The sequence below is a fragment of the Bradyrhizobium sp. URHC0002 genome (genome assembly GCF_054059515.1).
Genome location: NZ_JBSSCF010000001.1, coordinates 5805050 through 5818092 on the forward strand (window position 1 = coordinate 5805050; position 13043 = coordinate 5818092).

A 13043-nucleotide genomic window follows, 5' to 3' on the forward strand; every position below is an offset into this window, starting at 1 on the left:
GGCCAGTGCTACCCGACAAGCGTGCGAGCAATATCGACAAGCGCGCCGTCGGCGCGTCGCAGTTCCGCGAGGATACTGAAATGATCCGCGCCTTCGATCGGGAAGAGCTTGCCGGGCGCGGCAGCGGCGACGCGCATTTCATGAAGCTTGATTGAATCGAAAACCAGCGTCGGCAGTTCGGCCGTGCCGTAGGCGATGTCGAGTCGCTTGTGGACGGCGGGCAGGCGAAGCGGCGATAAGGCCGTGACTTCCGCGCTGGTCAGCTTCAGCGCATTGTTCAGGCCCGTATCGCGGATGGGCCCAAGATCGTACACACCGGAAATCGCCAGTCCTGCGGCAACGCGCGGGTGATCGAGTGCCATTGCGACGAGGTGGGCGCCGGCGGACCAGCCGGAGAGCAGGACGGGCCCTGAGATATCGTACAACTCTCCGTTTTTGGCGAGCCAATCGAGCGACAGGGATATCTCGGCCACGATCTCCGTCAACGAAACATCGGGTGCCAGCGAATACCCGGGAATGGCAACCGACCAGCCGTGGGCTGCGACGCCTTCGACCAGCATGGCAAATAGCTCGCGCGAATTGCGCTGCCAGTAACCGCCGTGCAGGAACACCAGGCAGGGTGCTGCCTTATCGGCGGCCGGATAGAGATCGATCTTTGTCCTTTCGCGGTCGCCATAAGGCACATCAAGAAAGGATTTGTGGCTGGCGCGCAGCGTTTCGGACATCTGGTTTCTTTCGGCGATCAGCGCTGCGCTGTTCTTGACCGCCGCATTGTTGTCATAGGCAGCATCGCGCTCCGCTTGGGAAAGCGCTACCCAGTTCAGCCTGGGATCAAGCCGCACATCTTTCGTCGCCGAGATATCAATCACGCACGTCACTCCCGCAGAAACCAAAGCGCCCGTTGTTGTTCAAGTCGTCCAGCGACGACCACCAGTATATTGGCGCTGCCAGTCCCGCAATCGAAAGAAGAACGAGTGATCAAGAGCACCTCCAGATCTTCGATAAAGTCAAGGATATGCAGCAGTGGGAGCGGGAGCCACGTCGATCTGCCGCCGGCTACACTCCCGAAAGTAAAGGTCAAATTATAGGTCGGCGTGCTGCCACATTGGGCAGGCTGGGATTTCCATTAGTCGCCCTTATGCGTGGCATTTTAACTTCCGATTTTACAATCCGATTTCTCCGCCGCTACGCTTCATCCATCAACCCGGTCGCACGACGAACGAGCCGGTTGGAAGAGCAAGCTTGTCCATGAACGCGAGCGGAGAAAACGATGTTCGATGATGACAATGGCGACGCGAACGGCTCTTCGCCCAAGCGCTCGGCGAAGAAGAAAGGAATTTCAAGGCGGGCACTGCTCAAGAGTGGAGCAGCTGCAGCAGGTGCGGCGATCGGGTCCGGAGCCATCAGCGGATTTCCGACCATCTGGGCGCAGGAGATCAAGGACATCGAACTCCGGCACGTCGGTGTGTCCTACTCGGTGGTCAAAGCGATCGGGGACCAGGCCGCAAAAGACCTTGGCTTCAAGGTCACGATGCAGAACCTCGACACGTCGGCTGCGATCAACCGTTTCATCAGCCAGCCTGACTCGGTCGACATCGCCGATCTCGAGGGATGGCAGGCCAAGCTCGCCGCCAAGCGCGGCGTGATCCAGGGCATCGAGGTCAAGAAGATCAAGGAGTTCGACAACATCCTGCCGATCTTCACCAAGGGTGAGATCGACGGCCACAAGATTCCGCGGCAGGGCATTTCTCCCTATGAGGCAATGTATATCGCAAAGCCCAACGCGACCGACCTGCATGATGGCGTGACCGAATGGGCGACCTTCCTGCCGCAAGTCTATAACGCGGACTCGATCGGCTATCGTCCCGATCTCGTCGGTCACGAGGTGACCGAATGGAAGGATCTGATCGACCCGAAATTCAAGGGCAAGGCTGCAATTCTCGACGTCCCGGCGATTGGCATCATGGACGCCGCGCTCTGCTTCGAAAGCGCTGGCCTGATCAAGTACGGCAACAAGGGCAACATGACCAAGCAGGAGATCGACTTCACCTGCGACAAGCTGATTGAACTGAAAAAGGCGGGCCAGTTCCGCGCGACCTGGACCACCTTCGACCAGTCGGTGCAGTTGATGGCCGCGGGCGAGGTCGTGATCCAGTCGATGTGGTCACCAGCGGTTGCCGCCGTTCGCGTCAAGGAAATTCCCTGCGTCTACGCGCCGGTCAACGTCAAGAACGGCAAGGAAGGCTATCGTGGCTGGTGCAACGGCATGGGGCTGATGAAGCACCTGTCCGGCAAGAAACTCGATGCCGCCTACGAATATCTGAATTGGTATCTGTCGGGTTGGCAGGGCGGCTTCGTCGGCCGTTACGGCTACTACAGCCCGGTGCCGTCGACCGCGAAGAAGTTCCTGACCGAGGCGGAGTGGGATTTCTGGTACGACGGCAAGCCCGCGCCCTCGGTCATCAACGACCCCTATGGTGTGCCGATGGAGAAGGCCGGCACCAAGCGGGACGGCGGTTCATTCCTCGACCGGGTCAAGAACATCTCCTGCTGGAATACGCTGATGGATGAAGCGGCCTACATGAACAAGCGCTGGAACGATTTCAAGGTCGCCTGAGACCAATTGGCCTGCCCGGCGCGGGGCAAGCGCCGGCAGGCGGTGAACTACCGTTCCGGAGATCCAGAATGAAGTCCAGTCAGGCCAGGTAATGCAGCGACCAAATTTGAGTGCATGGCTATACGTGACGCCGCTGATGCTGGTGCTAGTCCCGTTTTTCCTGCTGCCGACCCTTGTCGTACTGGTCGCGAGTTTCTTCGAGACCGATGGCTTCGGCGGGTTGTTGCCGACGTTTACGTTGGCGAACTACGTCGATGTGCTCACATCGGCGCAGACCTTCCTGCTCTATGTGACGACGCTCAAATTTGCGATCCTGACCTGGCTTTTCACGCTGATCATCGGGTTCCCGGTCGCATACTTTCTCGTCTTTCACGTCAAGAACCAGCTGCTCGCGATCGGCCTGTTTCTGATCTGCACGATCCCGTTCTGGACCTCGAACATCATCCGGATGATTTCCTGGATTCCGCTGCTGGGAAAGGAAGGGTTGGTCAACTCGACGCTGCTCGGTATCGGCGTGATCCGGGAGCCGCTTGAGGTGCTGCTCTATTCGGGCCTCGCGGTCGTCATCGCCTATGTGCACCAGCTGACGATCTTCATGGTGGTGCCGATCTTCAATTCGCTGGCGCGCATCGACAAGCGGGTGGTGGAGGCGGCGCTCGATTCCGGCGCCAGCCGGCTCGAGGTGATGCGCTACATCATCATCCCGATGTCGAAAAGCGGCATTGCTCTCGGATCGACCTTCGTGATCTCGATCGTGATGGGCGACTTCTTCGTGGTCAAGGTGATGTCCGGCGGCGGTTCCGCCTCGGTGGTCAGTGCGTTCTACGAAAATGTCGGCGTGCTGCAATATCCGATCGCCGCGGCGAGTGCCATGCTGCTGACCCTCGTTCTCATTGCCATGATTGCCCTGATCCTGCGCGTCGTCGATATCCGCCGGGAGATCACGCAATGACGGTCGCTCTCGGCGAGGCCGATATGCCCATGATCAGAACCCGGCGTATTTCCGCGGTCGCGCGCGGCGACCGCCGTCCCTGGACCTTCTACGCGCTCGCGACCGTTTTCATCCTCTACGTCGCCGCCCTCTACGGCCCGATGATCTGCATCTACATCCTGTCGTTCCAGGACATCCGCGGCGGGCTGGTGTTTCCGATGAAGGGGCATTCGCTGCACTGGTTCATCGATCTGTTCACGCAGGTGCGCACCGGCGACGTCAAAGGATCGTTCGACCGCTCGATCAAGCTTGCGGTGCTGGTCACGGTGATCACGCTCGTGGTCTCGCTGATGGCCGGGCTGGCGTTTCGTCGCCGCTTTTTCGGCGACACGCTCGTGTTCTACCTGATGATCGGCAGCCTCGTGGCGCCCGGGCTGGTGCTCGGCCTCGGCGTTGGCCTCTTGTTCCAGTGGATAGGCATCAGCCCGAGCTGGTACACGTCGGCGCTCGGTGCGCAATTGTCCTGGACGCTACCGTTTGGCGTGCTGGTGATGTTCGCCGTGATGTCCCGCTTCGACAGCGTGTGGGAGGAGGCGGCGCGGGATCTCGGAGCCACCCGCTGGCAAACCATCAGGCTGGTGGTGATTCCTGTGCTGGCGCCGGGGCTCGTCGCGGTCGCGCTGTTCGGCTTCACGCTGTCCTATGATGAATTCGCCCGCACGCTGCAGACTTCGGGCTCGCTCAATACCCTGCCGCTCGAGATATGGAGCATGACGCTCAACGTGACTTCGCCGTCGCTATACGCGCTCGGCACCGTCACTACGATCGTGTCGTTCATCATCATTGGCGCCTGCATCGGCGCCATCATTGTCATCAGCAAGCGCCGTGGCGTACGCGCGACAGGTCATTGAGGTCTTTGGAATGCGCGCGGGCGCTGGCGATATCGAATTGGCAGGTCTCTGCAAGAGCTATGACGGCGTCACCAACGTGGTCGATGGCGTCAATCTGAAGATTCCCGACGGCGCCTATTGCTGCTTTCTCGGGCCTTCCGGTTGCGGCAAGACGACGATTCTACGGATGATCGCCGGCCACGAGGAGCCGACCACAGGGGAGATCGTGATCGGCGGCGAGAATGTCGCAGGAATGGCGCCGGTCGAGCGGCGCACCGCGATGATGTTCCAGTCCTACGCGCTGTTTCCGCATCTCACCGTCCGTGATAACATCGCATTTGCGCTGCGGGTGCGCGGGCAGTCGAAGACCGAGCGCTACAAGGCCGCCGATCGGATGATGGAAAAGGTGCGCCTGACAGAGCTGGCGGACCGGTTGCCGGCCGATCTGTCGGGCGGCCAGCAGCAACGTGTGGCGCTGGCACGCGCGGCGATCACTGAGCCGCGGGTGCTGCTGCTCGACGAGCCGCTGTCTGCATTGGACGAACAGCTTCGGGTGCAGATGCGGCAGGAGCTCCGGCGAATGCAGCGCGAGCTTGGGATCACCTTCGTTCACGTCACCCACACTCAGCTCGAGGCGATTGCGCTCGCCGACATCGTCGTGGTGATGGAAAAAGGCAGGATCAAGCAATCGGGACCGGCGCGCGACGTCTACGCCTATCCGCGCGACCGCTATGTTGCGGAGTTTTTGGGCGGGCAGAATGTGCTGTCTGGAAAGGTCGAGAAGGTCGGCGAGGGGCTCGTCGTGCTGTCGCAGCCGAACCGCAGCGGAATCCAGGTCCGGCTGGGTGCCGAGGCACGGGTGGCTGTGGGCGACCGCATCGATCTGGCAGTGCGGCGCGACGATATCGAATTGGTGCGGGCCGATGCCGGTAACCCTGGCGACGGCGCGACAGCGTTGCCAAGCCGGGTGACCGCGATCGAATATCAGGGCTCGTTCGTCAAGGTGATGCTCGACACGGTCCCTGACGAGGATTTTGTCGCCTACGTTCCGGAACGAACCTTCTTCCGCGATCCCTTCAATGTCGGCGACGTGCTGCTGGCCACCTGGTCGGCGGGCCGCGCCCGTGTTCTCGCCTGATGTCGCTCATGACGGGAGGTCACCCATGATAGTCAGTTTTACGCTCAACGGCCGGTCGCGGACGGTTGACATCGAGCCATCGGCGCTGGTCGCCGATCTGTTGCGCGAGAACCTAAACCTGACAGGGACCCATGTCGGGTGCGATACCAGCCAGTGCGGCGCCTGCGTCGTGCTGTTCAACGGCGAGGCGGTGAAGAGCTGCACCTTGCTCGCGCCGATGCTCGACGGAGGCACGCTGACGACGATCGAAGGCCTCTCCGGGCCGGGTGGTTCGAACGCGCTGCATCCAATGCAGCAAGCGTTTCATCAAAATCACGGCCTGCAATGCGGCTTCTGCACCCCGGGCATGGTGATGACAGCGGTGGCGCTGGCGACGAAAAATCCAGCGCCTACCGAGGCCGAGGTCCGCCACGGCCTCGAGGGTAATATCTGCCGCTGCACCGGGTATCAGAACATCGTGGCGTCGGTGCTGGCCGGTGCGGCCGCCATGCATGCGTCGGGAAGCGGAGAATAGCCATGTCGAACGTGATCGGGATTGGCGCTGCGCCGCGCCGCAAGGAAGACTTCCGCTTTCTGACCGGCCGCGGCAATTACGTCGCCGACATCAAGCGGGCCGACATGGCGTTCGGCGTGTTCATCCGGTCGCCGCATGGCCATGCGGCGATCCGTGGCATCGACAAGGCGCCGGCACTGGCGCTGCCGGGTGTCGAGGCCGTGCTGACCGGTGACGATGTCGCGGCCGACGGCCTCGGTTCGCTGCCTTGCGGCTGGGGCATTCATGGCTCGGATGGCCTGCCGATGAAGGAGCCGGCGTTTCCGATGCTGGCGCAGGGCAAGGTGCGCTTCGTCGGCGATATGGTCGCCTTTGTGGTCGCCGATACGCTGGAGCTCGCGCGCGCGGCGGCAGAAGCGGTGGTCATTGATTATGAGGTGCTACCATCCGTCGTCGGCGTACTCGAAGCCGTTCGTCCGGGCGCACCGCAACTGTTCGACGACGTTCCAAACAATCTCTGCTGCGACTGGGAGCTCGGCGACAAGGCCGCCGTTGCGACGGCGTTCAGGAAGGCCGCGCATGTGGCGCGTCTTAGCCTCGTCAACAACAGGCTGATCGGCAACCCAATGGAACCGCGCGCGGCGGTCGCCGAGTACAACGGCGGGACCGGCCATTATACGCTGTGGACCACGAGCCAGTTTCCGCATGTGGTGCGATTCCTGATGAGCGCCCTGGTGCTCAAGATTCCCGAGCAGAAAATGCGCGTGGTGGCGCCCGACGTCGGCGGCGGCTTCGGCGTCAAGCAATTCCACTACGGCGAGGAGGCCGTGATCACCTGGGCGGCGAAGCGGGTCGGCCGTCCCGTCAAGTGGGTGGCGGACCGCACCGAGGGTTTCATCTCGGACCGGCACGGCCGGGATCACGTCACCGAGGCCGAACTGGCGCTGGACGAGAATGGAAAATTCCTCGCGCTGAAGGTCGTCACTTTGGCCAACATGGGTGGTTATCTCTCCACCTTCGGCCCCAACATCCCGACCAATCTCTATGGGCCATTGTTGAGCGGCGTCTACACGACGCCTGCGATCTATTGCAACGTGAAGGTGGTCTTCACCAACACGGTGCCGGTCGATGCCTATCGCGGCGCCGGGCGACCGGAAGCGACGTTCGTGGTCGAACGGCTGGTGGATGTCGCGGCCAAGGAAATGGGGATCGATCGCGTCGAATTGCGCCGTCGCAACATCATCGCCAAGGAAGCCTATCCGTATCAGACGCCGGTCCTCGTCGAATATGATTCCGGCGATCCTATGGGCTGCCTCGAAGGCGCGCTTGCGGCGGCGGATGTCGCAGGCTTCGCGGAACGCAAGGCGGCGTCGGAACGTGACGGCAAGTTCCGCGGCCTCGGCTATTCGACCTACGTCGAAGCCTGCGGCCTCGCACCGTCGCGCTTTGCCGGACGTCTCGGCGCCCGTGGCGGCCTCTACGAAAGCGCCACCGTCCGCGTGCATCCGACCGGACAGGTGACGGTGCTGATCGGCACCCACAATCACGGGCAGGGGCACGAGACCACCTTCGCGCAGATCGTGTCGGAGAAGCTCGGCGTTGCCTTCGATAACGTCGACATCGTGTTCGGCGATACCGACCGCGTGCAGTTCGGCATGGGCACCTATGGCTCGCGATCGCTGGTCGTCGGCGGTGCCGCGCTCTCGAAGGCGAGCGACAAGGTGGTCCTGAAGGGCAAGAAGATCGCGGCGCACCTGCTCGAGGCCAGCGAGCAGGATATCCAGTTCGAGGCCGGGCTGTTTTCGGTTGCGGGGACCGACCGCAGCAAGACGTTCCAGGAAATCGCCGGCGCTGCCTATGTGCCGCACGACTATCCGCTAGAAATTCTCGAGCCCGGACTGGAGGAACAGGCCTATTACGATCCGGTCAATTTCACCTATCCGGGCGGCTGTCACATCGCCGAGGTCGAAATCGATCCCGAGACGGGGATCGTGACGCTGGAGAAATACACTGCGGTCGACGACGTCGGCACCGTCATTAACCCGATGATTGTCGAGGGACAATTGCACGGCGGCATCGTTCAGGGTGTCGGCCAGGCGTTGTATGAAAACGCCGTCTATGACGACGTCTCGGGGCAGCTGCTGTCAGGCTCGTTCATGGATTACACCATGCCGCGTGCCGATCACCTGCCGAATATGACGATCAAGACCCATTCCACGCCTTGCACGCATACACCGATGGGCGTGAAAGGATGTGGCGAGGTCGGCACCATCGGATCGCCTGCGGCCGTTATCAACTCCGTCGTCGACGCGTTGTCCCATCTCGGCGTGCTTCACGTCGATATGCCGGCGACGCCGAACCGGATCTGGCGTGTCATTCAGAACGCCACGATGCCGCGCGCCGCAGAGTAAGAGGAGGCGAAGATGAGATCATTTGCATTTCACAGGCCGACTACCCTTTATGAAATGTCGGCGCTGATGGGCGGCGTTGCTGACGGCATGCCGCTGGCCGGCGGGATGACGTTGCTGCCGACCATCAAGCAGCGGTTGGCGGCGCCCGCGGCGCTGATCGACCTGTCCAAGATCCCGCAGCTATCAGGGATTTCAGCTCAAGGCGACATCCTGACGGTCGGTGCGATGACCCGCCATGTCGATGTCGCGGAGTCGGAACTGGTTCGCAGCAAGATACCGCTGCTTGCCGGCCTTGCAGCCGGCATTGGCGATCCCGCGGTTCGCAACCGCGGCACGATCGGTGGTTCGGTCGCCAATAACGATCCCTCGGCCGACTATCCGGCCGCGGTGCTCGCGCTCGATGCGACTGTCGTGACCGACCGCCGGGAGATCGCCGCCGACGCTTACTTCCGGGGGCTATTCGAAACGGCGCTCGACCCGGGCGAGATCATCACCGCCTTGCGCTTCCCGGTGCCGTCCGCCGGGGGCTATGCCAAATTCAAATCGCCGGCATCACGCTATGCGGTGGTCGGCGTGTGTGTGGCGAAGAAAGCCGGAAAGGTTCGGGTCGCTGTAACCGGCGCCGGACCAGGCGTCTTTCGCGTCGCCGCAATGGAAGCCGCGCTGGAGCGCGCGTTCACGCCTGATGCAGTCGCGGGGATCAAGCTGGATGCTGAAAACCTGAGTTCCGATATCCACGCGGATGCGGAATACCGCGCCCATCTCGTGACCGTCATGGCGAAAAAGGCCGTGATGTCAGCCCTTCAAGCATCGTGAGGCGCGTGGTGAAAGCAGGAAGCGTCCGCGCCGAAGGTGTCGTTAAGGCAAATGAATTGGCCAGGCTTTCGGCCGTTGAATTGCTGGAAGGCTATCGCACCAGGAGGTTCACGCCGCGCGACGTCATCGAGGACGTGATATCAGCGCTGGAAGTAACCAATGCCGCCTGCAATGTGGTCGTGACCCCGGCATACGAACAGGCGCGAGCCGCTGCTGACCGCGCCACGGTGGCCTGGTCCTCCGGGCGGCCGCAGGGCAAATTGACGGGTGTGCCGGTCAGCATCAAGGATCTCGTCTACGTCGCCGGGATGCCGGCGCTGGGCGGCGCGCCTGCCAACAAGGGTCTGATGCCGAATGTCGATGCGGCGGCGGTTTCGGCGCTCAAGTCGGCGGGCGCGATCGTCACCTGCAAGACCACCACCTGCGAGTCCGGCTACAAATTGACGGCCGACAGCCCGGTGTCTGGCATCACCCGCAACCCTTGGAACCGCGAGCGGACCAGCGGCGGATCGAGCGGCGGTGCCGCGGCCTCGATTGCCGCCGGATGCGGTCCGCTTGCGATCGGCACCGATGGGGTCGGCTCGATCCGTGTGCCGTCCGCGTTCTGCGGCGTGGTCGGTATCAAGCCGACTTTCGGGCTGGTGCCGAGATCGCCCGGCTTTTCGCCGCCGTCGTGGGCGTCGCTGGCGCACACCGGTCCAATCGCGCGCACCGTTGCCGACGCAGCCCTTCTTCTGGAAGCGGTTGCGGCCCACGATTTGCGCGATGCCGCCAGTCTGCCGGTGCCGGCGCGGAGCTTTGACGCGACACCAATAAAACTCGACGGGGTCAGGATTGGAGCCAGCGCCGACTTCGGCTATGCGGCGGTGGCGCCGGATGTTCGCAAGGCATTTCAGTCGGCGGTCGAGACGCTCGGTTCACTTGGCGCCAGCATCGTTCCCGATTGCATCCGGCTTGAACCCGACATGCTCGAGCGGATCTTGAAACCAATCGCTTATACCGAGCAGGCGGCGGCCATCTCGGCCCGCGGTGCCGAGGCGCTGGTGGCCTCCGACAGCGACTATCGCGATGTGGTGGCGAAGGGCGCTTCCTACAGCGGCATTGATTATGTCGCGGCCGGCTATCGTCGTAACGGCCTGCGCATGTCGTTCCTGGAGGTATTCGGAAAGGTCGATGCGATCGTCACCCCAACGGTTGCGGTGACGGCGTTTCCCGCGGGCACCCTCGGCGTTGACGAGATCGACGGCATCGCCGTCGACCGCCATCTAGGTTGGTCGCCGTTCTCTTGGCCGATAAATCTGACCGGACTGCCGGCTGCCACGATTCCCTGCGGTTTCGACGCCGAGGGGCTTCCGATTGGACTTCAGATTGTTGCGCCCTGGCTCGACGAGGGCTTGATTGTGCGTATCGCTGCCGCCTTCGAGTGCGCGCGGCCCTGGAGCCCGTTTCGTCCCCGCATGTCCTGACCGGGGTTCGTCGCTGTCAGCGGTAGACAGAGGCAGCTCCTTGCCCAGCAGGAGTTCATCGTCGAGATTGAGATAGTGCGCCAGATAGTCGTGCAGCGCGCTTGCGGCCTTTGACGTTGCGGTCGGCGATTTATAGAGCAGAAGATCGACCTTCGGGAGCAGCGGGAGCCCCTCATTGTCACCGATCTCGCGCATGTTGCGTACCAGTGCGGAGCGGCCGAGGACGGTGACCGCCATGCCGGCGAAAGCGGCGGCCTGCAAACCGCCGACGCTCGGACTGACACAGGCGATCCGCCATCGGAGTCGCGAGGCTTCCAGCCGCTCGATGGCATGGTCGCGAAAGATGTTGCCCGGCGGCAGCAACGCCAGCGGGATCGGCTTTTCGTTATGCGCCGTGGATTGCTCCCCGGTCATCCAGATCAATTGCTCTTGCCGCACCACCTGTCCGCCGGTGAAATCGTTCATGCGGGTCACCAGCGCGATATCGACTTCGCCGCGCTTCACGCACCCGACAAGTGGCGTCGACAGTGAACAGTTCAGCTCCAGTTGAACGCGTGGAAAGGCTTTGCGGAAAATCCTCAGGATCGAGGGGAGCATAAAGGCGGCATAGAGGTCGGGGGTGCCGAGCACGACGTGGCCTTCGATGTCCGGAGAAGCGAGTTGCGACAACATCTCGTCGTGAGATCCGACGATCGAACGTGCGTAGCTCAGGACTGTCTCGCCTTCCGCCGTCAGAAACAGCCGGCGGCCCTCGTGGATGAAGATCGCCTTCCCGGTGAGTTCCTCAAGCCGCTGCAGCTGAAGGGTAATCGCAGGTTGGGTACGACCGAGCCGCCGCGCGGTCTCGGTGATGCTGCCGGTTTCAACGACCGACATCAGCGAGCGCAGCATGCGTATGTCCAGATTGATCAGGTTCATGGCGGTACTCGCTGTGCAGGCAGGACACTTCCATGCAATTTTCGTGCTTGGAAACGCCGGCACGACACCAGTGCCAGTAAAAGAGGCGCAGCGTCTGCGATCGGATGGATGGGGCGAGAGTTCAATATTTTCAATCAGTTATAGCACGGTGTTCGCGCGGGAAGTTTACCTGCCGATCGCCGTTAGATTTGAGCGATCGGCAGTCCGTTCAATTCATCAAGCTCCCGCCGCATGACCTCCACCAAATCCAGGGCCACCGGCGAAGGGCTGCGCTGCGGTGGAAAAACGGCGGCGAACTCGAAATCGATCCGCGGTGAGAAAGGACGCGCTACGACGCCTCGGCTCTCGAATTCGCGCGCCGTGAAGGGATCGCAGATTGCGACGCCTAGCCCGGATGACACTAACCCGCACATGATTTCAGACAGGCTGGTCTCGACCCGAAGCACCCGGCGGACGTCATCGCGATTGAAGGCCTGGTCGATCAAGCCTTGCCCTCGACCGCGAGGAATATCCGCGGCCGCAGACCACGCTCGAAGCCCTGGCGGCACTGAAGCCTGCGTTTCCCGCACTCGCCGACTATCCGCTCGACGACAAGGGCACGACCTATCGCAGCCTGATTTTGCAGCGATACCCCGACCTCGATATCAACTTCGTCCACCATGCCGGCAACTCGTCCGGCGTGGTCGACGGTTCGGCCGCGATTCTGCTGGCGTCGCCGGCCTACGCCAACGCGCACGGCCTGAAGCCGCGCGCCCGCGTCGTCGCGATGGCGAACATGGGGGATTCGCCGACGCTGATGATGAACGCGCCGGTGCCCGCGACGCGCAAGGTGCTAGCCAAGGCGGGCCTGACCATCGACGACATCGACCTCTTCGAGGTCAACGAGGCTTTCGCCGTGGTCGTCGAGAAATTCATTCGAGATCTCGGCGTCGACCGCGCGAAGTCAACGTGAATGGCGGGTCGATTGCGCTTGGTCATCCGATCGGGGCAACCGGCGTTATCCTGATCGGCACCATTCTGGATGAGCTGGAGCGAAGGGGCTTGCAGCGCGGCCTGGTGACAATGTGCGCGGCCGGCGGCATGGCCCCAGCGATAATAATTGAGCGGGTCTAGAGACGCCATTGCGCGCCATTTCGGCCGCAACGCCTTCGCCTACGGTCGGTCGGACGCTGGTTCTGGCTGGGGAGGCACCGTCCCCGGTACCGTTGCCGCAATCGGTTCGGACGTTTTGCTTAGCCGAAAGCGACAGCCAGCAGGCTCGAGCACAGGAGGACGAAGCTTGCCGTGGTCAGGGCAAGAAATCCGTTGGAGACGATGTCGTGGTTGCGCATGTTACACCTACCACTCAGATGCTCGCTCGAAT

Annotated in this window: 9 protein-coding genes and 3 pseudogenes; 9 read left to right on the top strand and 3 right to left on the bottom strand. The window is 62.3% G+C overall.

Features of this window, described 5'->3' with window-relative positions:
• Window positions 1-8 precede the first annotated feature (8 nt).
• Window positions 9-869: an alpha/beta hydrolase gene (locus ACVWVY_RS28380; protein WP_456629470.1), complete on the bottom strand. Its 861-nt coding sequence runs from the start codon at window positions 867-869 to the stop codon at window positions 9-11.
• A gap of 401 nt (window positions 870-1270) precedes the next feature.
• On the opposite strand from ACVWVY_RS28380, the gene ACVWVY_RS28385 reads away from it, so the two are divergent.
• The 8 genes from ACVWVY_RS28385 (at window position 1271) to ACVWVY_RS28420 (ending at window position 10762) form a co-directional block, all read left to right on the top strand.
• A complete protein-coding gene (locus ACVWVY_RS28385) occupies window positions 1271-2617 on the top strand; it encodes an ABC transporter substrate-binding protein (protein ID WP_456629471.1) in 1347 nt (448 codons plus the stop codon).
• 91 nt (window positions 2618-2708) lie between these two features.
• On the top strand, window positions 2709-3569 hold the full coding sequence (locus ACVWVY_RS28390; protein ID WP_456629472.1) for an ABC transporter permease: 861 nt from the start codon (window positions 2709-2711) through the stop codon (window positions 3567-3569).
• Between the two features lie 23 nt (window positions 3570-3592).
• The gene (locus tag ACVWVY_RS28395) at window positions 3593-4459 is read left to right on the top strand and encodes an ABC transporter permease (RefSeq protein ID WP_456632327.1); all 867 of its coding nucleotides are present in this window, start codon (window positions 3593-3595) and stop codon (window positions 4457-4459) included.
• A 10-nt stretch (window positions 4460-4469) separates the two neighbouring features.
• Complete coding sequence (locus tag ACVWVY_RS28400) at window positions 4470-5576, top strand: ABC transporter ATP-binding protein (protein ID WP_456629473.1); 1107 nt, start codon at window positions 4470-4472, stop codon at window positions 5574-5576.
• Window positions 5577-5601: 25 nt separating this feature from the next.
• Window positions 5602-6090, top strand: coding sequence for a (2Fe-2S)-binding protein (locus ACVWVY_RS28405; RefSeq protein ID WP_456629474.1), 489 nt, complete (start codon window positions 5602-5604; stop codon window positions 6088-6090).
• A gap of 2 nt (window positions 6091-6092) precedes the next feature.
• Window positions 6093-8480: a xanthine dehydrogenase family protein molybdopterin-binding subunit gene (locus tag ACVWVY_RS28410; protein ID WP_456629475.1), complete on the top strand. Its 2388-nt coding sequence runs from the start codon at window positions 6093-6095 to the stop codon at window positions 8478-8480.
• Window positions 8481-8492: 12 nt separating this feature from the next.
• Window positions 8493-9296, top strand: coding sequence for an FAD binding domain-containing protein (locus ACVWVY_RS28415; protein WP_456629476.1), 804 nt, complete (start codon window positions 8493-8495; stop codon window positions 9294-9296).
• Window positions 9297-9304: 8 nt separating this feature from the next.
• On the top strand, window positions 9305-10762 hold the full coding sequence (locus tag ACVWVY_RS28420) for an amidase (RefSeq protein WP_456629477.1): 1458 nt from the start codon (window positions 9305-9307) through the stop codon (window positions 10760-10762).
• Window positions 10763-10852: 90 nt separating this feature from the next.
• Here ACVWVY_RS28420 and ACVWVY_RS28425 read toward each other — a convergent pair.
• Together ACVWVY_RS28425 and ACVWVY_RS28430 are read right to left on the bottom strand one after the other, a co-directional pair.
• Window positions 10853-11680: pseudogene (locus tag ACVWVY_RS28425) on the bottom strand (LysR substrate-binding domain-containing protein); the annotation flags it as partial.
• A 182-nt stretch (window positions 11681-11862) separates the two neighbouring features.
• Window positions 11863-12165 (bottom strand): annotated as a pseudogene (locus ACVWVY_RS28430) (LysR substrate-binding domain-containing protein); the annotation flags it as partial.
• On the opposite strand from ACVWVY_RS28430, the pseudogene ACVWVY_RS28435 reads away from it, so the two are divergent.
• Window positions 12165-12793 (top strand): annotated as a pseudogene (locus ACVWVY_RS28435) (acetyl-CoA C-acyltransferase); the annotation flags it as partial. The pseudogenes ACVWVY_RS28430 and ACVWVY_RS28435 overlap by 1 nt on opposite strands.
• Window positions 12794-13043: the final 250 nt, after the last annotated feature.